We start from the raw sequence: 22,091 nt of genomic DNA on the forward strand, positions 1-22,091 counted from the left end.
GGTTCTGTGTTCGAGCCTAGTCCCGAGCCCAGACCGGCTGCCAAGTGCAGGGCGGCGACTACACCGCAAGGCTGAAACCGCTGCTGCGCATCGACCCGCTGCGCTACCTCGAACGGTCAGGGGCCCGCTGACGGTCGCGTGCCGGGGGAGCGGCCGGCTCTGCGGGCGACTCCTGGGTGCGCTCGCGCAGGCTGAGGACCCCCCAGGTGAGGGCGATGACCAGGAGCGTGGCGCCGAGCATGTGCAACTCGACCAGCGGACTGGGCACACCGAGGAAGTACTGCGTGTAGCCGAGGATCCCCTGCAGGGCAGTCACCACGAGGACGAGCAGCCACGCCTTGGCAGACCGCCGAGTGGTGGCGACGAGGCGGCAGCCGAGCCAGGTGGCTACGACGAGGCCGCAGAACAACATCACCGAGTCCGCGTGCATCCAGGCGATGGACCGCACGTCGATGTGCAGCCGGGCCGGCTGCGTCGCGTCCCCGGAGTGTGGTCCGGCGCCGGTGACCATGGTCCCCAGGACAAGCACCACGGCCCCCATGACGCTCGCCGCGTAGGCCGCGAGCCGCACCTCGCGGCGCGCCGTGGGCTTGGGCGGTGCGTCACCCTCGCGGTCCCGCCAGACCAGCCAGGCCGACGCCGCGACGAGCACCATCGAGATCAAGAAGTGCGCCGCCACGATGAACGGGTTGAGCTTCAGGTGCACCGAGATCCCGCCGACGACCGCCTGGACGGCTATGCCCAGCAGGATGAGAGCCACGGGCAGACGCAGCCCCTTGCGATACGGGGCCCAACGCCACACCGCCACTAGGAGCGCGACCGCCACGATGCTCACCAGGCCGGTGAGCGTGCGGTTGCCGAACTCCACGAACTTGTGCCAGCTCTGGGCCTGATGGGCGACCGGGATCAGGGACCCGCTGACGCAGTCCGGCCAGTCCGGGCAGCCCAGGCCGCTGCCGGACAGGCGGACCAGTCCGCCGGACAGCACGATGAGGCCCTCGACGACGAGGTTCAGCCAGAAGAGCCGGCTCAACCAGCGACCGGTCACGGGCGACTCGGACTGGACCGGGCGGGAGTCGGGCAGCGGCAGCATCAGTCACTCCACTTGAAGGTGCGTGCGGTCAAGACGGTGGCGACGCAGCCCCAGGCCACGAGGACGACCAGGGGGAGCAGCAGGCGTCCGTCGTGATCGGTCAGCGCTGCACGCAGGCCGTCACCCAATGCGCCGGACGGCAGCAGCCGGACGACGTCGGCGACGCCGCTGGGCATCCGGTCGGTGGGGAACAGCAGTCCGCCGACAGCCGCAAGCAGCACCCAGATCAGGTTTGCCACGGCCAGCACCGCCTCGGCGCGCAGTGCTCCGGCCAGCAGCAGCGCGAGCGCCACCCATGCCCAGCACCCGAGCAGGGCGAAGACGATGGCCAGCGCGATCCCTGTCACATCGGGGTTCCAGCCCATGGCGAGACCGATGATCGCCAGGATGATCGTCTGCACGACCACGACGACCAGGACGGCCGCCGCCTTGCCGGCCAGCAGGCCACTGCGCCCGAGCGGCGTCACCCCGAAGAGCCGAAGCACGCCGTAGCGGCGGTCGAACCCGGTGGCGATGGCCTGCCCGGTGAACGCGGTCGACACGATCGCGAGGGCGAGGACGCCGGGCATCACCAGGTCGATCCGTCGGCCGGCGCCCAGGCTGGGGCTGGTGGTCAGTGCCATGGCGACGAGGGCCATGGCGGGCAGCACGATGGACACGACCAGCTGCTCGCCGTTGGCGAGAAGGGTGTGGGTCTCGAACCGGGCCTGCGACCTGGCGCGGGCAGCGGTCCCCGTCGGACGCATCGAGGGGGAGGCTTGCGAAGTGGTCATACCTGATGCCTTCCGGCCGGGCGGGTGAGGGAGAAGTAGGCGTCCTCCAGCCCGCGGCTGCCCTGGTGATGGGAGATCTCGTCCGCGGTGCCCTGTGCCGCCACGGACCCCGCCGCGACAACGACGACGCGATCGGCCAGCCGTTCGGCCTCCTCGAAGGAGTGGGTCGTCACGATGACGGCACAGCCGCGGTCCCGCGCATCGCGGATCAGGTCCCACACATCCAGGCGTGCGTGCGGGTCCAGGCCGGCGCTCGGCTCATCGAGGAAGGCCACGTCGGGGCGGCCGATCAGGGCGGCCGCGAGCGCAACGCGCTGACGTTGGCCACCCGACAGGCGCCGCAGGGAGGTGGTCTCGAAGTCCCTGATGCCCAGCGCCTCGACGAGTGGTTCGAGCTGATCGGTGCGCCCGTACAGCTGGGCGAAGTGCGCCAGGAAGCGCAGCGGTTTGGCTCCGCCGGGAAGGCCGCCGTCCTGGAGCATCACCCCGACCCGAGCGCGATGGTCGGGGGAGGCATCCCATGGATCGTCGCCCAACACCCGCACCTGCCCGGACTCGGGTCGCCGCAGACCTTCGGCCATCTCCATGATGCTGGTCTTGCCGGCCCCGTTGGGGCCCAGAACGCAGGTGATCTGCCCACCGTCCGCAGACCACGACATCTCATGGAGAGCGCGTTTGCTGCCATAATGGTGGGTCACATCGCGAATCACGACGCGCTCTGCGGTGTCTGTCACGATTGTGAATTCTAGGTGGCCCGCCTGAACGGATCATCGGGGCCACGACCGACCCGGCGCCACCGACCGCGCGCGAACCAAGCGGGTAAGGGTCGCCTGCCTAGATCCAGGGCCCGAATTACGTCACACTGGTGTTGTGATTTTCCAGACCGGCTCCGAGAACGCGGAGGCGGGCACTCGCGACCGGGTGCTCCGCACCGTGTCCGAGGATGGTCCGATCACCGCCGCGGAGCTCGCCGAGCAGCTCGGCCTGACGGCCGCCGCTGTGCGCCGGCACTTGGACTGCCTCTTCGATGCACACCTGCTCGAGGAGCGGGAGCACGCCACCCCGGGTGGTCGCAAGCGGGGCCGTCCGGCCCGGGCCTATGTCCTGTCCGAGGCGGGCCACGCGACCCTGCGCGGTGACTACGACGCGCTCGCCTCATCGGTGCTGCGGTTCCTGCGCGACAGCGCCGGCCCGGATGCGGTCGCCGCATTCGCCGAGCAGCAGGCCGGTAGGCTCGGTCGCCGAGTGCAGTCCGCGATGGTCACGGACGGCCCTCTGGCGGACCGCACCGCCGCGCTCGCCGTTGCGTTGACTCAGCAGGGGTATGCCGCCTCGACGAGGCCGGTCGGTGACAACATGCCGATGGCCGGTGTCCAGCTGTGTCAGGGACATTGCCCGGTGCAGCACGTCGCCATGGAGTTTCCGCAGTTCTGTGAGGCGGAGGCCCAGATGTTCTCGCGCACCCTCGGGGTGCACGTCCAGCGGCTCTCGTCGCTGGCACACGGGGACCACGTGTGCACGACCTTCATCCCCACGCCAGCATTGCCCATTGATCCACCCGCAGACCTGCCCACGTCAGAAAGGGATCCACGATGAGCACCATCGAAGAACTCAACCCGGGACTCAAGGACTTCGGTGCCTACGAGTTCGGCTGGGCCGACAGTGACGCCGCCGGCGCCACCGCGCGACGGGGCCTGTCCGAGGAGGTTGTCCGCGACATCTCGACGCTGAAGTCCGAACCGGAGTGGATGACCAAGATCCGGTTCAAGGCGCTGCGCCTCTTCGAGAAGAAGCCGATGCCCACGTGGGGCTCCGACCTGAGCAAGCTCGACTTCCAGAACATCAAGTACTTCGTGAAGTCCACCGAGAAGCAGGCCACCTCGTGGGATGACCTGCCGGAGGACATCCGCAACACCTACGACAAGCTGGGCATCCCGGAGGCCGAGAAGCAGCAGATGGTCGGTGGGGTAACCGCTCAGTACGAGTCGGAGGTCGTCTACCACCAGATCCGCGAGGACCTGGAGGAGCAGGGCGTCATCTTCACCGACGCCGACACCGGCCTGCGTGAGCACCCTGAGCTCTTCAAAGAGTACTTCGGCTCCGTGATCCCGCCCGGTGACAACAAGTTCGCGTCGCTCAACACCGCGGTGTGGTCAGGCGGTTCGTTCGTCTATGTGCCACCGGGTGTGCACGTCGAGATCCCGCTGCAGGCCTACTTCCGGATCAACACCGAGAACATGGGTCAGTTCGAGCGCACGCTGATCATCGCCGACGAGGGCTCCTACGTCCACTACGTCGAGGGTTGCACCGCGCCCGTCTACAGCTCCGACTCGCTGCACTCCGCGGTGGTGGAGATCGTCGTGAAGAAGAACGCCCGAGTGCGCTACACGACGATCCAGAACTGGTCCACCAACGTCTACAACCTGGTGACGCAGCGGGCGACCTGCGCCGAGGGCGCCACCATGGAGTGGATCGACGCCAACATGGGTTCCAAGGTGACGATGAAGTACCCCGCCTGCTATCTGCTTGGTGATCACGCCCGCGGGGACACGCTGTCCATCGCGTTCGCTGGTGAGAACCAGCACCAGGACGCCGGTGCCAAGATGGTGCACGCCGCGCCCAACACCAGCTCGACGATCGTCAGCAAGTCGGTGGCGCGTCGTGGCGGACGCTCGTCCTATCGCGGTCTGGTGCAGATCCTCGAGGGTGCCAAGCACTCCAAGTCGAGCGTGGTCTGCGACGCGCTGCTCGTGGACCAGATCAGCCGCAGTGACACCTACCCCTACGTCGATGTCCGCGAGGACGACGTGCAGATGGGCCACGAGGCAACGGTCTCGAAGGTCAGCGCGGATCAGCTGTTCTACCTCCAGTCCCGCGGCATGACCGAGCAGGAGGCCATGGGGATGATCGTGCGCGGCTTCGTCGAGCCGATCGCGCGCGAGCTGCCCATGGAGTACGCACTTGAACTCAACCGGCTCATCGAGCTGCAGATGGAAGGAGCCGTCGGCTGATGTCCCTGTTGACCGACAAGGCCACGACACATACCGATCCGTCGTCACTGGCCTCGGGTGCTGCTGTGCCCGACGTGTCCCGTGGCGCCCGCAAGACCTCGTTCGACGTCGCCGACTTCCCCGTCCCGCACGGACGCGAGGAGGACTGGCGCTTCACCCCCGTCGACCGGCTGAGCGGGCTCTTCACCGACCACCCGACCGACGGTCTCGGCACCGGGTCAGAGGCGGCCTCGGTGACCGTGCAGGCGCCGGACGAGGTGCTCGTCTCGACCCTTGCGCCGGGCGACGCCCCCCGCGGCACCGCCCTGGTGCCGGCCGACCGCGCCGCGGTGGTGGCGTCCGCTCAGACCGAGAAGGCCCTTCATCTCACGATTCCCGCCGAGGCGGAGCTGGCCGAGCCGGTGCGCCTGACCGTCACCGGTCATGGTGCCGGCCGACGCAGCAACGGGCACTGTGTGATCGAGGCGAAGCATCACAGCAAGGCGATGGTCATCGTCACCCACGAGGGCTCGGCGGACCACACCGGTAACCTCGAGGTCATCGTCGGGGACGGCGCCGACCTGACCGTCGTCACGCTGCAGCAGTGGGACGACGACGCCAACCATCTCGGCCAGCACGACGCGCTGGTCGGGAACAGCGCGACCTACAAGCACATCGCCGTCACCCTCGGTGGAGCCATTGTGCGGATCAACTCCAACGTCCGCTACGCGGGCTCGGGCGGCGACGCGACGCTGCTCGGCGTCTACTTCGCGGACGCCGGTCAGCACCTGGAGCACCGCTCGTTCGTGGACCACAACGCGCCGCACTGCACCTCGCACGTGACGTACAAGGGTGCGCTGCAGGGCCAGTCCGCGCACACCGTGTGGGTCGGCGACGTGCTCATCCGTGCCGAGGCCGAAGGCATCGAGACCTACGAGCAGAACCGCAACCTGGTGCTGACCGATGGCGCCCGCGCCGACTCGGTGCCCAACCTGGAGATCGAGACCGGCGAGATCATCGGTGCCGGGCACGCCTCCTCGACGGGACGGTTCGACGACGAGCAGCTGTTCTACCTGCAGGCTCGCGGCATCCCCGAGCGGGATGCCCGTCGGCTGGTCGTGCGCGGGTTCTTCGCCGACGTCGTCAGCAAGATCCGGGTGCCCGAAGTGGTCGACGCCGTGATGGAGGCCATCGAGATCGAGCTGTCCCAGGCCACCGAATGAGCGAGCAGACCAGCACCGAGGAGTTCGTGCGGGTGTGCACGCTCGACGAGTTGCCGCAGGTCGGCGCGGCCTGCGCCGAGATCAACGGGAAGCGGGTCTGCATCGCCCGTGACTCGGCCGGTGACGTGCACGCGATCGACGACACCTGCTCGCACGCCAACGTGTCCCTGTCTGAGGGAGACATCGACGGGCACACGATCGAGTGCTGGCTGCACGGCTCACGGTTCGACCTGCGCAGCGGCGAGCCAACCGGCCTGCCGGCCACCGAGCCGGTTGCCGTCTACCCGGTGAAGATCGACGGCGACGACGTCTATGTCGCCGTTCCCAACTGACCTGAAGGAAGAACGAACACATGACAACTCTGGAGATTCGCGACCTGCACGTGTCGGTCGAGATCGAGAACGGCACCAAGGAGATCCTCAAGGGCGTCAACCTGACCGTGAAGTCGGGGGAGACGCACGCCATTATGGGGCCGAACGGCTCCGGCAAGTCGACGCTGGCCTACAGCGTCGCCGGTCACCCGAAGTACACCGTGACCAGCGGCACGGTCACCCTCGACGGTGAGAACGTGCTGGCTATGACCGTGGACCAGCGCGCCCGCGCCGGACTGTTCCTCGCGATGCAGTACCCCGTCGAGGTGCCCGGTGTCACCGTCTCGAACTTCCTGCGCACGGCCAAGACCGCCATCGACGGCGAGGCGCCCAAGCTGCGCCACTGGGTCAAGGACGTCAAGGTGGCGATGAGCAACCTGCGGATGGACGCCGAGTTCGCCGAGCGCAACGTCAACGAGGGCTTCTCCGGCGGTGAGAAGAAGCGCCACGAGATCCTGCAGATGGAACTGCTGCACCCGAAGATGGCCATCCTGGATGAGACGGACTCCGGCCTGGACGTCGACGCGCTGCGCGTCGTCTCCGAGGGTGTCAACCGGGCGAAGGAGTCCACCGACGTGGGCGTCCTGCTGATCACCCACTACACGCGGATCCTGCGCTACATCAAGCCGGACTTCGTGCACGTCTTCGTCGACGGCCGGGTCGCCGAGGAGGGTGGCCGCGAGCTGGCCGACCGCCTCGAGGAAGAGGGCTACGACCGCTTCTTGAAGGTGCAGGCCTGATCGCTGTGCCGATGCTCGATGTCGAACGGCTGCGGGAGGACTTCCCGCTGCTGCACCGCACCGTCCGCGACGGACGCCCCCTGGTCTACCTCGACTCGGGAGCCACCTCGCAGAAGCCCCGGGTGGTCCTCGACGCCGAGCGCGACTTCTATGAGCAGCACAATGCGGCCGTGCACCGTGGCGCGCACCAGTTGGCAGAGGAGGCAACCGACGCCTTCGAGGAGGCTCGCGGGAAGGTTGCCGCCTTCATCGGCGGCGCGCCCGACGAGGTGGTCTTCACCAAGAACGCCACCGAGTCGCTGAACCTCGTCGCGTACGCGCTCGGCAACGCGGGCGCCCCCGGCGCCGTCGACGGCGCCGACCCCGCGGTAGCGGCTCGTCTGCAGATCGGCCCCGGCGACGAGATCGTCGTGACCGAGATGGAGCACCACGCCAACCTGCTGCCCTGGCAGGAGCTGGCTCGTCGAACCGGTGCCACCCTGCGCTGGCTCGGCCTGACCGCAGACGGTGAGCTGGATCTGGCGACGTTGGACACGATCGTGACGCCCCGCACCAAGGTGCTGGCCTTCACCCACGTCTCCAACGTGCTGGGCACCATCAACCCCGTCTCGGCGTTGGTGGCCAAGGCGCGGGAGGTCGGCGCGCTGACCGTCCTGGACGCCTGCCAGTCCGTGCCCCACCTGCCGGTGGACGTGCGCGAGCTCGGCGTGGACTTCCTGGCGTTCAGCGGCCACAAGATGCTCGGCCCGCTGGGCATCGGCGTCCTGTGGGGACAGGCCGAGCTGCTTGCCGCGATGCCGCCGTTCATCACGGGCGGCTCGATGATCGAGACTGTCCGGATGGAGGGCTCGACGTATGCCGCTCCGCCGCAGCGGTTCGAGGCCGGCGTCCCGGTCGCCGCGCAGGCGGTCGGACTCGGCGCGGCCTGCGACTACCTGACGGCGCTCGACATGACGACTGTCGCGGAGCACGACCGGCGCATCACGGCGGCCGTGCTCGACGGGCTCGCCGAACGACCATGGGTGCGAGTCCTTGGGCCTCTCGACCCGCAGAAGCGTTGCGGGGCAGTGGCCTTCGTCGTCGACGGGGTGCACCCGCACGACGTCGGCCAGGTGCTGGACGACTCCGGGGTCGCGGTGCGCACCGGGCACCACTGCGCGGCTCCGCTGCACCGCGCGTTCGGTGTGGTGGCGTCGACCCGGGCGAGCTTCGCGGCGTACACCACGCTGGACGAGGTGCAGGCCTTCCTGGTGGCGCTGGACCGGGTGCCACAGATCTTTGGCATCTCGACCTCAGGAGCCCCGTCTCGGGGTCCTCGCGAAGTACTGAGCGAGGCACGAGCGAAGACTTCGTGGGGTGAGTAGATGGACTTGTACCAGGAGCTGATCCTCGAGCACTCGAAACATCCCGTGGGTGCCGGCCTTCGCGAGCCCTTCGATGCGGAGGTCCACCAGGTCAACACCAGCTGTGGTGACGAGGTCACCCTGCGCGTGGGCCTTGACGGATCCGGCGAAGCGGCGATCGTGCGCGACGTGTCGTATGACTCGATCGGGTGCTCGATCTCCGTCGCCGCGGCGTCCGTGCTCGCCGAGGAGGTCACCGGCCACAGCGTCGCCGAGGCGCTGCGGACCTTCGAGGCCATGCGCGGGATGCTGACCAGCCGTGGCACGGATGCCGGGGACGAGGAAATGATCGGCGACGGCGTAGCGTTTGCAGGAGTAGCGAAGTATCCCGCTCGCGTGAAGTGTGCGCTGTTGGCATGGACCGCCTTCACCGATGCACTCGCGCGTGCCGGGATCGACCTTCCCGTGCGAGCGGGAAGTGCACCGACCACCGACAGAACGTCGCAGGAGAACACCGAATCGTCCGGGAGGACAGCATGAGCGACACCACGACAACCCCACCCAATGTCGCGGACGTCGAAGAGGCGCTGCGCGATGTCGTTGACCCCGAGCTCGGGATCAATGTCGTCGACCTTGGCCTCATCTACGGCGTGACCGTGGACAGCGAGGCGCACGCCGTCATCGACATGACGCTGACGAGCGCCGCGTGCCCGCTCACCGACGTGATCGAGGACCAGTGCGCGCAGGCCCTGGAGGGTCTGGTGACCAGTCACCGGATCAACTGGGTCTGGATGCCGCCGTGGGGCCCCGACAAGATCACCGATGACGGTCGCGACCAGTTGCGCGCACTGGGTTTCAACATCTAGATCTGCCGCCTGCGTGGGGCTTCCTTGACCCCGAGCACGGCCTCGTGGGGAGGGCCGCAAGCGGAGCCGATGCAGCGCTACGTGGCCGGGAGCCACTGCCCGTGCAGTTGGTAGCTGCCCGCGCTGTGAAGGGTGAGCGTTGTCCACGCACCATGACGGGTGAGGACAGCAGGTTCACTTGTGGGCGGCCCGGTGACGGTGAGCAATGGCGACCAGTGCAGACCCAGGGCAACTGTGGCGGGCCCGTTGACGCTGACGATCATCTCGTCCTGGTTGAGGCGGCCATCAGGTCGCCGACCGGCGGTCGCACGACCAGGAAGCCGATTGTGCTCATCAACGCGAACACGAGGGGTCCCACGAACTCATACGAGAGTCCGAACCGGGTACGTTCGAGCGCAGGTACCCGCACCATTGCCATCGTGTCACCGTAGGGTGGCTGCTGGTCAACCGCTGACAATTGCCGCGCAGCTCGAAGAGGGTAGCAACCCCAGAGGATCTATCCCGGACCACGTGCTGCCCGCCCGGTTGTAACTGGTCACCGTTCTTGGGGCGTTCTTCTGGCACCACATCTGCTCCGGACCGCTCGTAGAGACGCTGCTGAACGCGATCGCGTCGAGCCGTTCATGGCCCTTTCTCGTCGCTTCGATGATGAGCGCAGATGCGAGCGTGAATCCCGCGCAATCCGATTGGGGTCTGTTGCCCGGCGCGGGCTGAGCACATATTGATTTCGGCGGTCCGTGTCGGACGCGTAGACTGGCGGCGTAGACCATGGACGTCTCGCCTGCGGCATGCGGGTCGGACGTCCGTGTCATGTCCGCCACCACCTACCACCGTTCCCCGAGGAGAGTCGCTGTGATCACCGCTCAAGGCATCGAGCTGCGTGCGGGGGCGAGACTCCTGGTCGATGACCTCACCTTCCGGGTTGCGCCCGGTGACCGGGTGGGCCTCGTCGGTCGCAACGGTGCGGGCAAGACCACTTTGACCAAGGTGCTTGCCGGCCACAGCCAGCCGGCCGCAGGGACGGTCACCTCGTCCGGTGACGTGGGCTACCTGCCGCAGGATCCTCGCACCGGCGACCTCGAGGTGCTGGCCCGCGATCGCATCCTGTCCGCGCGAGGACTTGACCACACGATCCGCGAGCTGCGCGCCGCCGAGCACGCGATGGGCGACGAGAACGACGAGTTGCGGGAGCGTGCGATGCGCCGCTACTCCCGGTTGGAGGCCGAGTTCACGAGCAAGGGAGGGTATGCCGCGGAGTCCGAGGCCGCGTCGATCGCCTCCAGCCTCAGTCTGGACGCCCGTATCCTCGATCAGCCGCTACGGACACTGTCCGGTGGACAGCGCCGACGGGTCGAGCTGACCCGCATCCTCTTCTCCGGGGCGCAGACCCTGCTGCTGGACGAGCCGACGAACCACCTCGACGCCGACTCGATCATCTGGCTGCGCGACTATCTCAAGAGCTACAAGGGCGGCCTGATCATCATCAGCCACGACGTCGAGATGCTCGACACGGTCGTGACACGGGTTTTCCACCTGGACGCCAACCGCGCCGAGCTGGACATCTACAACGTGGGCTGGAAGACCTACCTGCAGCAGCGCGAGACCGACGAGCGGCGCCGAAAGCGGGAGCGGCAGAACGCCGAGAAGAAGGCCTCCGTGCTGTTCACCCAGGCCGACAAGATGCGGGCCAAGGCCACCAAGGCCACCGCGGCGCAGAACATGGCCAAGCGTGCGGAGCGGCTGCTGGCGGGGCTGGAGGGCGAGCGGCAGCAGGACAAGGTGGCCAAGCTGCGCTTCCCCAAGCCGTCCCCGTGCGGCAAGACGCCGCTGACCGCGACCGGGCTGTCCCGGTCCTACGGATCTCTGGAGATCTTCACCGATGTCGATCTGGCCGTCGACCGTGGCTCGCGGGTTGTCGTGCTGGGCCTGAACGGTGCCGGCAAGACCACCCTGCTGCGGATCCTCTCCGGCGTCGATGACCCGGACACCGGCGAGGTGCAGCAGGGTCACGGGCTGAAGCTGGGCTATTACGCGCAGGAGCACGAGAATCTCGACGTCGAGCGGACCGTGCTGGAAAACATGAAGTCGGCGGCCCCCGATCTCAACGAGACCGAGACCCGCAAGGTGCTGGGGTCGTTCCTCTTCAGCGGTGACGACGTCCACAAGCCGGCCTCGGTGCTGTCCGGTGGCGAGAAGACCCGCCTGTCCCTGGCGCTGCTGGTGGTCTCGGCGGCCAACGTGCTGCTGCTCGACGAGCCCACCAACAACCTCGACCCGGCCTCCCGTGCGGAGATCCTCGGAGCGTTGCGGGGATATGAGGGCGCCGTCGTGCTCGTGACGCACGACGAGGGAGCCGTGCACGCCCTCGAGCCGGAACGGGTGCTGATGCTGCCCGATGGCGTGGAGGACCTCTGGAGCCCCGACTATGCCGACCTGGTCGAGCTCGCCTGAGAGTCGTGAGCACCGTTCCCCTGCCGGTCCGGCCGCATCCCCGCCTGGAAATGCGTCAGGAGGGGCCGATCCTGACCCTGACGCTCGACCACGCAGCGTCCGGCAACGCGCAGCTGCCGTCGCTCTGGCTGCGGCTGGCCGAGATCGGCCGCGACCTGCGGCCCGACACCCGTGTCGTCATCATTCGCGCGAACGGTCCCGACTTCTCGCGCGGAATCGACAGCGACTGGCTGGCCGGTCGCAGTGCCGAGCCTGGCCTGCCCGAGCTCGCCGGTCACACGGCCACGCAGGCGACCGCGGTGAACGACGAGATCCTCGAGTATCAGAAGGCGTTCGCGATCTGGTCGCGCACGCACGCCGTCTCGATCGCCGCGGTCCAGGGCGAGGCGACCGGCGTCGGCCTGCAGCTGGCCCTTGCCTGCGACCTGCGCATCGTCTCGACGAACACCCGTATGCGGATGCATCAGCCGGGTCTGGGCGTTCTGCCCGTGCTCGGTGGGACCCACATGCTGGTGAATCTGGTCGGTTACAGTCGTGCGCTGGAGATCTGCACGACGGGGCGCGAGGTGGGGGGACCGGAGGCGACGCGGATCGGCCTGGCAGCGCTGCATGTGCCGGTGGGCGAGCTCGATGAGGCGTGCCGTGACCTGGCCGACGCCGTGCTGGCGAACTCGCCCTCCGGCATACGTGTGGTGAGTTCGTTGTTGCGCTCAGCGACAACGGCCTCGCCGGAGCAGCAGCAGTACCTCGAGCGCACCGCCTTCGTGCACATGCTTGAGGCGCTCCGAGACGCACCGGAATAACAAGGGAGCACGCAATGAGCGCGAGCGGCTGGTACACCATGCGGTCCATGTCGCGCGACGACTCGGTCAAGAAGGCCGTGCTACGCAAGGGGACCGCCCGGCGGGTCCTGGGCTATGCCGGGCCCTACCGGCGACCGATCGTCGTCTTCCTCGTCCTGGTGGTGATCGACGCCGTGCTCGTCGTCGCCTCGCCGCTGATCCTCAAGGAGATCGTCGACAAGGGCGTCATCGGCAAGGACACCGCTCTCGTGGTGGAGTTGGCGCTGCTCGCCGGGGTGGTCGCCGTCCTCGACGCCGGCCTCACGGTGGTCGAACGCTGGCTGTCGGCGACGCTCGGGGAAGGGCTGATCTACGACCTGCGGCGCGAGGTCTTCGCGCATGTGCTGCGTCAGCCCATCGCGTTCTTCACCCGCACGCAGACCGGCGCCCTGGTGACCCGGCTGAACTCTGACGTGATCGGTGCCCAGCAGGCCTTCACCTCGGTGATGTCCAACGTCGTCTCGAATGCCGTGAGCCTGGTCGTCATCGTGGCGGCCATGGCCACGCTGTCCTGGAAGCTGACGCTTGCAGCGCTGCTGCTGGTGCCGCTCTTCCTCATCCCGACGCGACTGATGGGGCGCCGCCTGGCCCGACTCGCCCGAGACCAGATGGTCGAGAACGCTGACCTGGGCACCCGCATGACCGAGCGCTTCAATGTCGCAGGAGCTTTGTTGGTCAAGCTCTTCGGCCGCCCCGACCTGGAGGACGACGAGTACGCCCAGCGCGCCGTGCGGGTGCGCGACATCGGCATCAGCATCGCCGTGCAGCGCAGCATCTTCCTGGTCGGACTGACCCTGCTCGCGTCCATCGCGACGGCCATCGTCTACGGGTTCGGTGGGGTGATGGCCGCGCACGGGACGCTGACCATCGGCACGCTGCTGGCCCTGGCGGCGCTGCTCGCGCGGCTCTACGCGCCCCTGACGGCGCTGTCGAACGTCAGAGTCGACGTCCTGACGGCGCTCGTCTCCTTCGATCGTGTCTTCGAGGTGCTCGACCTGCAGCCGTTGGTACGCGCGCCGGAGCACCCGGTGGCCCTGCCGAGCGGGCCGGTCGGTGTGCAGGTCGAGGACGTGACCTACTCGTATCCGGCCGCTGCCGAGGTGTCGTTGGAGTCCTTGGAGACTGTGCCGACACGAGACACGGGTGCAGGGGAGCCGGTGCTAAGGGGCGTCAGCTTCACCGTCCAACCGGGGGAGATGGTGGCACTGGTCGGGCCCTCGGGCGCCGGCAAGACCACGATCACCGGTCTGCTCTCGCGACTCTACGATCCCGTCGCCGGATGCGTCCGGGTCGGCGGAGTGGACCTGCGCAACGCCGACCCGGACTCGCTGCGAGACACCGTTGGTGTGGTGACGCAGGAGGCGCACATGTTCCACGACACCATCCGCGCGAACCTGTTGTATGCGCAGCCGAATGCGAGCGAGCAGCAGTTGGAGGACGCGCTGCGTGCTGCGCAGGTGTGGGAGCTGGTCACCCGGCTTCCCTACGGCCTGGACACCCTCGTCGGAGACCGCGGCCATCGCCTTTCCGGCGGAGAGAAGCAGCGACTGTCCATCGCGCGCCTGCTGCTCAAGGCGCCGTCACTGGTCGTGCTCGACGAGGCCACCGCCCACCTGGACAGCGAGTCCGAGGTGGCCGTCCAGCGAGCACTCGACACGGCACTCGAGGGGCGGACCTCCGTGGTCATCGCGCACCGGCTGTCAACGGTTCGCGATGCCGACCGGATCCTCGTGATCCAGAATGGTCAGGTGGTCGAGGAGGGGCCGCACGCGAAGCTGCTGGCCGACGGCGGCCTGTATGCAGATCTGTACCGCACCCAGTTCCAGGAGCATGATGACAAAACTCGCATCGGGCAGTAACCCCGCGAAGCCCTCGCCGCAGACACCGCGGCGAGCGCGAGACCTGGGCATCACGACCGGCCGGTATCCGACCGGACCGCGCAACGCGCTGACCGACGTTGCCGGCGTGCGGGTGGGGCACACCACCGTCCGGGACGGGACCACCCTGCATACCGGCGTGACGGCGATCGTGCCCGATGCGGTGGATTGCGCCGGCGGCAGTTTGCCAGCAGGACTTTTCGTCGGCAACGGGTTCGGCAAGCTGATCGGTGCGACCCAGCTGGCCGAGCTGGGCGCGATCGAGACGCCGATCCTGCTGACCGGCACACTGTCCGCGTTCCGGGTGGCGGATGCGCTCGTCTCGTATGTGCTCGCGATGCGAGGCAACGAGGACGTGCAGACGCTGAATCCGATAGTGGGAGAGACGAATGACGGATTCCTCTCGGACATCCGTCGTCGTCCGGTGACCGAGGCCCACGTCATCGACGCGTTGGGATCCGCGAGCGCCGACGACGTCCAGGAGGGCTGTGTCGGTGCAGGAACCGGCACGGGTGCGCTCGGGTTCAAGGGCGGCATCGGCACGGCATCACGGGTCGCGCCGCTTGATGGCCAGGGGGACTGCACCGTCGGTGTGCTCGTCCAGTCCAACTTCAGTGGGACATTGCGGGTGCGCGGGGTGCCGATCTCCAGGGACTATGAAGATGGCGCCGACGGTGAGGAGCCGCAGGGCAACTCGTGCATGATCATCGTCGCCGTGGATCGGGGCCTGGACTCTCGTCAGCTGCGTCGCGTCGCGACCCGGGCCGTGTTCGGACTGGCCCGCATCGGTTCGGACTTCGCCCAGGGCAGCGGCGACTATGGGATCGCCTTCTCGACGGTGAACGCCTCGGAGAACCTGCCTGACGCCGCGCTCGACCCGGCGTTCTTCGCGGCTCAGGAGGCGGTCGAGGAGGCCGTGCTGAACTCGCTGACGATGGCCACCACGACGCACGGTCATCACGCGCACACCAGGTCCGCGGTGTCACACGCGCAGCTGCTGCGAGCGTGCCGTCGGGCGGGTGCCATCCCGGACTGAGTCCGCCGGCATCCCTGCTGTCGACGTGGGCCTCGGTAGGTGGTTATCTGGTCTGGTGGCAGGACTGCGGCACGACCATCGGACGCCTGTGCTCGTCGCGCTCATCCTCGCGATGGCACTGGTGGCCATGGACACCACCATCGTCGCGACCGCGATCCCTCAGGTGGCCGGTGACCTCGGTGGGTTCTCGCAGGTCGGCTGGGTCTTCTCGATCTACCTGCTCGCCCAGACCGTGACCATCCCGGTCTATGGCAAGCTCGCGGACCTCTACGGCCGCAAACCGATCCTGGTCATCGGCGTTGTCGTCTTCCTGATCGGTTCGCTGTTGTCGGCGTTGTCCTGGAGCATGACGGCGCTGATCGCCTTCCGGGCGCTGCAAGGTCTCGGCGCGGGCTCGATCGGTGCGACGGTCAACACGGTCGCCGGTGATCTCTACAGTGTGCAGGAGCGTGGTCGGGTCCAGGGATACCTGTCCAGTGTCTGGGGGATCGCCGCCGTCGTCGCCCCGGCCCTGGGTGGGTTCTTCGCGCAGTACACCTCCTGGCGGTGGATCTTCCTGGTGAACCTGCCCATTGGCGCGCTGGCGCTCACGCTGATCCTTCGCGACCTGCACGAGAAGGTCGAGCGGACGCGACATCGGATCGACTACGCCGGTGCCGCACTGGTGCTGATCGCCGCCGGGGCACTGATCCTTGCGCTGCTCCAGGGCAGCACGTCGTGGGGTTGGACGTCTGCGCCGACGATGGTGACCCTGGCGGTCGCCGTGGTCGCCGCCGTGGCCCTGGTCTTTGTGGAGCAGCGCGCGTCCGAACCGATGCTTCCCACCTGGCTGTGGACCAAACGGCTGACGGCCGGATCGTATGCGGCGACGGCCACGGCCGGTCTGATGGTCATCGGCCTGTCGGTGTATCTGCCCAACTGGGGCCAGACCGTGCTCGGGCTCGGAGCCGTCGCCGCCGGGTTCGTCCTCGCGGTGATGAGCATGACCTGGCCGACCGCGTCGGGCCTGTCCGCCAGGCTGTACATGCGGGTGGGATTCCGGAACGCCGCACTGATCGGCACGGTGTTCGCCATAGCCTCCGGCTGCGTGTTCACCACACTCGGCGTGCACAGCTCCGTCTGGGTCCCGGTCATCGCCAGCGCGCTGATGGGCGCCGGTATGGGGCTGATCGTCTCGCCGCTGCTCGTCGGCCTGCAGAACACGGTCGGCTGGGACCAGCGCGGGATGATCACCGGTGGAGCGATGTTCGCCCGGTTCCTCGGACAGAGCCTTGGCGCAGCCGTCTTCGGCGCGGTCAGCAACACCGTGCTGCGCGATCAGCACGGCGCGACGAAGGCCGTCGCCATGAACGCCGCCACGCACGCGGTGTTCGTCGGACTGCTGCTCGCGGCCGTGGTGACCGCGGTACTTCTGGTGGTCGTCGTGCCGCGGCACTTCCCGAGTGTCGGCGCCGAGACACCGCAGACCAAGCAGCAAGCAGCCGAACCCCACACCGAGCCGACTGCCTGACCGCGCCGGGTGGCACAGTGGTGCGTGCTGCAAACCGACTTCGACCGGGAGAGAAGCATGCCGACCGCTGAGACAGAGCTCGTTCACTGCACCACTGCCGGTGGGGTCGCCACCATCACGCTGGACAGCCAGCGCAACCGCAACGCCCTGAGCCGGCAGCTGGTTGCCGAGCTGACGGCATACCTCGACCACGTCGAAGAGGACGACACAGTGCGGATCGTCGTGCTCGCCGCCGAAGGCCCGGCGTTCTGCGCCGGGGCCGACATGTCCGAAGCGGCCAGTCAGGGGATGGAGGAGGGCGCGCGCACCCTCATCGCGCTGCAGCGCAAGATCGTGGCGGCCGGCAAGCCCGTCGTGGTGCGACTGCACGCCCCGGTCCGTGCGGGCGGCCTCGGTCTGGTGGGTGCGGCCGACATCGTCATCGCCGCCGACACCGTGACGTTTGCCTTCACCGAGGCCCGTCTCGCCCTGACGCCCGCCGCGATCTCGCTGACAACCCTGCCCCGCCTGACCAGCCGAGATGCCGCCCGGACCTTCCTCACCGGTGAGACGTTCGATGCGCGGGAGGCGGCACGGATGGGTCTGGTCACGCAGGTCGTGGCGCCGGACGGGTTGGACGCGGCCGTCGACCAGGTCGTCGGTGAGCTGGGCAAGAGCAAACTGCAGGGCCTGCAGGCCACCAAGAAGCTGCTGAACCGGGAGATCCTCGCCGACATCGACGCCCGCGGCGACGAGCTCGCGGCGCTGTCTGCCTCCCTCTTCGGCTCGCCGGCGGCCAAGGACGCCATGACGGCGTTCTTGAACCGCACGAAGAAGTAGCCGGCCGAAATGTGTTTGCCGTGGTCTGCGGGCGGGTGGTTGACTCCGTAGCCATGACATCTGATCTGGGTGACCAGCAGTTGCTTGAGGAGTTTCACCGCCAGATTCGGCTCGGCGGCCGAGAGGACGAGCCGGCACCGGGCATCGTGCAGGACACGGACGAGCTCGTCGTGCGTCGGTACCCGGAGCGACCCGGCACGTCGTACTGCATGGTCGAGTGCCCCAGGGGCCTCGGCGTCGATCCCGGGCGTGCGATTGCCCGGCAGGTGGACTTCTTCACCGCGCGGCGCGAGCGGGTGGAGTGGAAGACGTACTCCTACGACGAGCCGGGCGACCTGACCGGCCTGCTGATGTCGGCGGGCTTCGTGGCAGAGAGTCCCGAGACCCTTCTGCTCGGTGAGGTCGGCGGGCTCATCCAGGATGTCGACCTGCCACCGGGTGTGCGGGTGCGGGCAGTGACCAGTGACGCCGACCTGAGCCGGATCGACGAGCTGATGAAGACGATTTGGGGACCTGACCGGGGCGACGGGTCGCTGGCGCGGGAGATGCGGGCGAACCCCGACGCGCTGGACGTGGTCGTTGTCGAGGAGTCGGCAGCTGGGCCGGTGCTTTCTGCGGGCTGGCTGCGCTACTCCGCCGGGACGGACTTCGCCAGCATGTGGGGCGGCTCGACGCTGCCCGAGTGGCGACGCAAGGGGCTGTATCGCGCGACCGTGACCCACCGGGCCAGGCTCGCTCGCGAGCAGGGCTACCGGTTCATGCGGCTGGACACCTCGCCCGACTCGCGGCCGATCCTGGTGCGCCTCGGGCTGCGCGCGGTCGCCACCACCACGCCATACACCTTGGATGCGCGAGGTGAAGCAGTCTGACGCGCGGTGGCGGATCGGATGGCAGTGCCGACCCTCGTCTCCGCATCGAGCTCAGGCTCCCGTCCTTCCGTCGACCCTCTCGCGAAGCAGGTCGAGGTGTCCGCAGTGCTGGGCATACTCGGTGATCATCCGAAGCATCAGCCAGCGCAGATCGACGTCCTCGAACCAGTCCAGTGGTCGCGCGGTGTCGTCGAGGTCATGAGCGGCGACGATCTCACGGGAGACGGCACACTCGGCGCGCCAGGTCTCCAGGTCGGTGGCGAAGTCGGCGTCCGCGGGCGGGTCGAAGTCGAGGTCGGGGTTGTCTGTGGAGATGAAGAGGAAAGGCACGTCGCGGCGCGCGAAGTTCTGCTGGAACCACCAGCGCTCGACGCCGGCGAGGTGTCGGACCAAGCCGTGAAGGGACAGGGTGGACGGCGGGATGGGCCGAGTCCGGGCCTGTTCGGGGGTCAGGCCGCGGCACTTCATGTCTACGGTCGCGCGGTAGTACTCCAGGTACGCCTCGAGCGCCTGACGCTCGGCAGCCACGTGCGGGATGCGCGGGCGGTCGTCGTCAGCCCAGGTGGGTGAGAAGTCGCTGTCCGTCAGGCCGGACTCCGGCCGGCCTGCGCCCTCCGCTGGATGATTGGTCATGCGCCGCATGCTGCCATACCGAACTTGCTGTCGGTGGAGGAATGGGGTCGGTGGCCGGTCCGGTTCGCGCCGCCGCTCGCACCCGATTCCGAGGTGCGACTAGGCGTCTTCCTCGTCCCAGATGCGGACCTTCTTCAGCTTCGGCTCTCGCGGGCCGTTGACCTCGTCGAGGTGCTCGCGGCGGCAGCGCAGCACGACGTACGCGAAGCCGGCGACCATGCCGAGCCACCACTGGAAGGCATAGCTCATGTTGATGCCGGCGTAGCTGCCCGGGTCGGGTTTGGGCAGTGCCTGAGGGCGAGGCGGTGTGACGCCGGCCGCGGTCTTCTCGTCGCGCATCAGGACGTAGGCGTTGTAGGTGTCGAGCCCGGTGACCGCCTTGATGTCGGCGAGGTTGATCGAGGGGACCTGGCCGGCGACGGGCTGATGATTCAGCTTCTGCTCGGGCGGCCGCAACCATCCGGTCACGGTGACCTGACCCGTGGGGGTCGGCGGGACGGAGTTCGGCGCCGACGCGTTGTTGCCGTTGGGGATCCACCCGCGGTCGACCAGGATGTTGGCACCGGACTTCAGGCGGAACGGGATCACCACCTCATACCCGTAGTTGCCGTTGTTGGGGCGATTGCGCACCAGGACCCGATGCGACGCGTCATACGTCCCCAGCAGGCGCACCTGGCGCCACTGCTTGTCGGAGGTGACGACGGACGACTCGGATGGCAGCAGGGAGGCTATGGAGGCCGGCGTCCCGTTGTAGTTGTCGTTCATCTGGTGCTGCAGGGTGTGCTTGGACTCGTAGCGGTGCCACTGCCAGCGGCCGAGGTAGAAACAGCCCACGCCCCACACTGCCGCAACGGCCAACCATGCCAACCATCGACGGGTCATCAGCAGGCGGAGCACATCCTGACGGTACCCGTCGTACATTAGAGGGCATGAACCGCCTACGACCCAATACGCCGGCTCTCGTCGACACATTCGGTCGGGTCGCGACGGACCTCCGCGTTTCGGTGACCGATCGCTGCAACCTGAGATGCACCTACTGCATGCCGGCCGAGGGACTCGACTGGATGGCCAAGCCCGAGATGCTGACCGACGACGAGATGATCCGCGTCATCGGTGTCTTCGTGCGACTCGGCGTGACCCAGGTGCGGTTCACCGGGGGAGAGCCACTGCTGCGGCGCTCGCTTGCGGACGTGGTGCGCCGGGTCGGTGAGCTGGACCCGGCGCCGTCGATGGCGCTGACGACCAACGGCATCGGTCTCGACCGGCTCGCGGGGCCACTCGCCCAGGCCGGTCTGAACCGGATCAACGTCTCGTTGGACACGGTGGATCCACAGCGATTCAAGGAGATCACCCGACGAGATCGGTTTGCCGACGTCGAGCGCGGTCTGAAGGCCGCCGCGGATGCCGGGCTCGCACCGGTCAAGGTGAATGCCGTGGCGATGCCGGGCGGTGACGATCCGGCGGACCTGCTGCAGTGGTGCGTGGACCGCGGGTACGAGCTGCGGTTCATCGAGCAGATGCCGTTGGACGCGCAGCATGCATGGAGTCGCACGGCCATGATGACCGGTGTGCAGCTCCGGGAGGCGCTGTCGCGACGATTCCAGCTGGAGCCGGTGTCCTCACAGGAGCGTGGCAGCGCCCCTGCCGAGCGATTCCTGGTCGACGGTGGACCGGCGACCGTCGGTGTGATCGCCAGCGTCACAGCGCCGTTCTGCGCGGCCTGCGACCGGGTGCGCCTCACCGCGGACGGCCAGGTGCGCAACTGCCTGTTCGCGCGCGACGAGGGAGACCTGCGCACGCCACTGCGCGAGGGGGCCACCGACGACGAGCTGGCGCAGATCATCCAGGGGACGATGTGGCGCAAGGCCGCAGGTCACGGCATCGGCACGCCCGAGTTCGTGCAGCCGGACCGGCCGATGTCGAGCATCGGCGGCTAGAGCCGGCGGACCCCGCGGCGACCAGTTCGCGTCTAGCTGGCGTCTGGGGGGATCTCGCCGACAGGGACCACCTGTTTGAGGAAGCCCCGCATGCTCAAGAAGTCCGACAGGTGCACACGGTGCCCATCGCAGGCCAGCCAGACCTTGCGCCGTTCGGGCGTGTGCAGTTTCGGGTTGTTCCAGAGCAACCCGACGGTGGCCTCCTCCCGACAGCCCTTCGCGCTGCATACGAGAGGGTCCGGTTCGGTGCTATTCATCCGCGGCAGCCGCCATGATGGGTCGCTTCATGCGGCGGGAGGATCCTCGTGGTGCTCGACCTGCTTGGGCCGACGCCGCGGTGGAGTCACCGAGCCGAGCACCTCGATCCGGCGCTCGTTGGTGGCGTTCGCCAGGACCACGGCGATGTAGGGCAGCACGATCGCCAGACCGATGCAGACCCAGCGCGCCCAACCATGCAGGAAGTAGGCCAGCACGAAACAGACGGTGCGAATCCCCATAGAGGCCAGGTAGTGCCGCATCCTGGCGTCGTGGTCATCCTTCGGCGGCGACGGCAGGTTGGTCGCCGACGGCACGGGATGCTGGTTCGGCTGGTGAGGCACGCCTCCAGCCTATGCCGTCCACCAAGTCCCGTCGGTGGCGCCCATCCGCCCGGTCGACCCGAGCCCGCCCGTTCCGGCTACCGCGCAGTAGTCGGATAGCGTCTGCCAGGTGCGAGCAA

The 22,091-nt window shown here is 68.1% G+C and carries 24 protein-coding genes; 16 read left to right on the forward strand and 8 right to left on the reverse strand.

The window, feature by feature from the left end; genetic code table 11:
* Window positions 1-103 precede the first annotated feature (103 nt).
* Genes FGL98_RS07115 through FGL98_RS07125 form a run of 3 tightly spaced genes read right to left on the reverse strand, consistent with a single transcriptional unit; the run spans window position 104 to window position 2,525 of the window.
* Entirely contained in the window at window positions 104-1,093 is a 990-nt protein-coding gene (locus FGL98_RS07115; RefSeq protein ID WP_146316041.1) for a COX15/CtaA family protein, read from the reverse strand.
* Complete coding sequence (locus FGL98_RS07120; protein ID WP_146316042.1) at window positions 1,093-1,866, reverse strand: ABC transporter permease; 774 nt, start codon at window positions 1,864-1,866, stop codon at window positions 1,093-1,095. Before FGL98_RS07120 ends, FGL98_RS07115 begins: the two co-directional genes overlap by 1 nt.
* Window positions 1,863-2,525, reverse strand: coding sequence for an ABC transporter ATP-binding protein (locus FGL98_RS07125; RefSeq protein WP_146316152.1), 663 nt, complete (start codon window positions 2,523-2,525; stop codon window positions 1,863-1,865). Before FGL98_RS07125 ends, FGL98_RS07120 begins: the two co-directional genes overlap by 4 nt.
* Before the next feature lie 211 nt (window positions 2,526-2,736).
* Between FGL98_RS07125 and FGL98_RS07130 the strand changes: the two genes are divergently transcribed.
* Genes FGL98_RS07130 through FGL98_RS07165 form a run of 8 tightly spaced genes read left to right on the forward strand, consistent with a single transcriptional unit; the run spans window position 2,737 to window position 9,399 of the window.
* Window positions 2,737-3,462 (forward strand): helix-turn-helix transcriptional regulator, encoded by a 726-nt coding sequence (locus FGL98_RS07130; RefSeq protein WP_146316043.1) that lies wholly within the window; start codon window positions 2,737-2,739, stop codon window positions 3,460-3,462.
* The gene (sufB, locus tag FGL98_RS07135; protein WP_146316044.1) at window positions 3,459-4,877 is read left to right on the forward strand and encodes a Fe-S cluster assembly protein SufB; all 1,419 of its coding nucleotides are present in this window, start codon (window positions 3,459-3,461) and stop codon (window positions 4,875-4,877) included. Before FGL98_RS07130 ends, sufB begins: the two co-directional genes overlap by 4 nt.
* Entirely contained in the window at window positions 4,877-6,079 is a 1,203-nt protein-coding gene (gene sufD, locus FGL98_RS07140; RefSeq protein ID WP_146316045.1) for a Fe-S cluster assembly protein SufD, read from the forward strand. Before sufB ends, sufD begins: the two co-directional genes overlap by 1 nt.
* Window positions 6,076-6,411, forward strand: a complete 336-nt coding sequence (locus FGL98_RS07145; protein WP_146316046.1) for a non-heme iron oxygenase ferredoxin subunit — start codon at window positions 6,076-6,078, stop codon at window positions 6,409-6,411. Before sufD ends, FGL98_RS07145 begins: the two co-directional genes overlap by 4 nt.
* Before the next feature lie 20 nt (window positions 6,412-6,431).
* Window positions 6,432-7,190, forward strand: a complete 759-nt coding sequence (sufC, locus tag FGL98_RS07150; protein WP_146316047.1) for a Fe-S cluster assembly ATPase SufC — start codon at window positions 6,432-6,434, stop codon at window positions 7,188-7,190.
* A gap of 11 nt (window positions 7,191-7,201) precedes the next feature.
* Window positions 7,202-8,554 (forward strand): aminotransferase class V-fold PLP-dependent enzyme, encoded by a 1,353-nt coding sequence (locus tag FGL98_RS07155; protein ID WP_146316153.1) that lies wholly within the window; start codon window positions 7,202-7,204, stop codon window positions 8,552-8,554.
* On the forward strand, window positions 8,555-9,073 hold the full coding sequence (sufU, locus tag FGL98_RS07160) for a Fe-S cluster assembly sulfur transfer protein SufU (protein WP_146316048.1): 519 nt from the start codon (window positions 8,555-8,557) through the stop codon (window positions 9,071-9,073).
* Entirely contained in the window at window positions 9,070-9,399 is a 330-nt protein-coding gene (locus FGL98_RS07165) for a metal-sulfur cluster assembly factor (protein WP_146316049.1), read from the forward strand. Before sufU ends, FGL98_RS07165 begins: the two co-directional genes overlap by 4 nt.
* A gap of 259 nt (window positions 9,400-9,658) precedes the next feature.
* Here FGL98_RS07165 and FGL98_RS25305 read toward each other — a convergent pair whose 3' ends face one another.
* Window positions 9,659-9,817 (reverse strand): hypothetical protein, encoded by a 159-nt coding sequence (locus FGL98_RS25305; RefSeq protein ID WP_186526026.1) that lies wholly within the window; start codon window positions 9,815-9,817, stop codon window positions 9,659-9,661.
* A 434-nt stretch (window positions 9,818-10,251) separates the two neighbouring features.
* Between FGL98_RS25305 and FGL98_RS07170 the strand changes: the two genes are divergently transcribed.
* From FGL98_RS07170 to FGL98_RS07200, 7 genes are read left to right on the forward strand one after another with little or no spacing between them, the layout of a single operon-like run.
* The gene (locus tag FGL98_RS07170) at window positions 10,252-11,850 is read left to right on the forward strand and encodes an ABC-F family ATP-binding cassette domain-containing protein (protein WP_146316050.1); all 1,599 of its coding nucleotides are present in this window, start codon (window positions 10,252-10,254) and stop codon (window positions 11,848-11,850) included.
* Between the two features lie 5 nt (window positions 11,851-11,855).
* Window positions 11,856-12,653 (forward strand): enoyl-CoA hydratase/isomerase family protein, encoded by a 798-nt coding sequence (locus tag FGL98_RS07175; RefSeq protein ID WP_246136415.1) that lies wholly within the window; start codon window positions 11,856-11,858, stop codon window positions 12,651-12,653.
* Window positions 12,654-12,667: 14 nt separating this feature from the next.
* Window positions 12,668-14,551 (forward strand): ABC transporter ATP-binding protein, encoded by a 1,884-nt coding sequence (locus tag FGL98_RS07180; RefSeq protein WP_146316051.1) that lies wholly within the window; start codon window positions 12,668-12,670, stop codon window positions 14,549-14,551.
* Complete coding sequence (locus tag FGL98_RS07185; protein ID WP_146316052.1) at window positions 14,526-15,605, forward strand: P1 family peptidase; 1,080 nt, start codon at window positions 14,526-14,528, stop codon at window positions 15,603-15,605. The genes FGL98_RS07180 and FGL98_RS07185 overlap by 26 nt, the downstream gene beginning before the upstream one ends.
* A gap of 55 nt (window positions 15,606-15,660) precedes the next feature.
* The gene (locus tag FGL98_RS07190) at window positions 15,661-17,115 is read left to right on the forward strand and encodes an MDR family MFS transporter (RefSeq protein WP_222432046.1); all 1,455 of its coding nucleotides are present in this window, start codon (window positions 15,661-15,663) and stop codon (window positions 17,113-17,115) included.
* A gap of 57 nt (window positions 17,116-17,172) precedes the next feature.
* A complete protein-coding gene (locus FGL98_RS07195) occupies window positions 17,173-17,934 on the forward strand; it encodes an enoyl-CoA hydratase-related protein (RefSeq protein WP_146316053.1) in 762 nt (253 codons plus the stop codon).
* Window positions 17,935-17,987: 53 nt separating this feature from the next.
* Window positions 17,988-18,803 (forward strand): GNAT family N-acetyltransferase, encoded by an 816-nt coding sequence (locus FGL98_RS07200; protein WP_146316054.1) that lies wholly within the window; start codon window positions 17,988-17,990, stop codon window positions 18,801-18,803.
* A 51-nt stretch (window positions 18,804-18,854) separates the two neighbouring features.
* Here FGL98_RS07200 and FGL98_RS07205 read toward each other — a convergent pair whose 3' ends face one another.
* On the reverse strand, window positions 18,855-19,436 hold the full coding sequence (locus FGL98_RS07205; RefSeq protein WP_146316055.1) for a DinB family protein: 582 nt from the start codon (window positions 19,434-19,436) through the stop codon (window positions 18,855-18,857).
* 99 nt (window positions 19,437-19,535) lie between these two features.
* Window positions 19,536-20,333 (reverse strand): SURF1 family cytochrome oxidase biogenesis protein, encoded by a 798-nt coding sequence (locus tag FGL98_RS07210; protein WP_186526027.1) that lies wholly within the window; start codon window positions 20,331-20,333, stop codon window positions 19,536-19,538.
* Between the two features lie 32 nt (window positions 20,334-20,365).
* On the opposite strand from FGL98_RS07210, the gene moaA reads away from it, so the two are divergent.
* Complete coding sequence (moaA, locus tag FGL98_RS07215; protein WP_146316057.1) at window positions 20,366-21,373, forward strand: GTP 3',8-cyclase MoaA; 1,008 nt, start codon at window positions 20,366-20,368, stop codon at window positions 21,371-21,373.
* A gap of 32 nt (window positions 21,374-21,405) precedes the next feature.
* On the opposite strand, the gene FGL98_RS07220 is transcribed toward moaA, so the two are convergent.
* A complete protein-coding gene (locus FGL98_RS07220) occupies window positions 21,406-21,630 on the reverse strand; it encodes a hypothetical protein (RefSeq protein ID WP_146316058.1) in 225 nt (74 codons plus the stop codon).
* 27 nt (window positions 21,631-21,657) lie between these two features.
* Window positions 21,658-21,972, reverse strand: coding sequence for a DUF3099 domain-containing protein (locus FGL98_RS07225; protein ID WP_246136416.1), 315 nt, complete (start codon window positions 21,970-21,972; stop codon window positions 21,658-21,660).
* Window positions 21,973-22,091: the final 119 nt, after the last annotated feature.

Source organism: Leekyejoonella antrihumi (genome assembly GCF_007845645.1).
Classification (GTDB): Bacteria; Actinomycetota; Actinomycetes; order Actinomycetales; family Dermatophilaceae; genus Leekyejoonella; species Leekyejoonella antrihumi.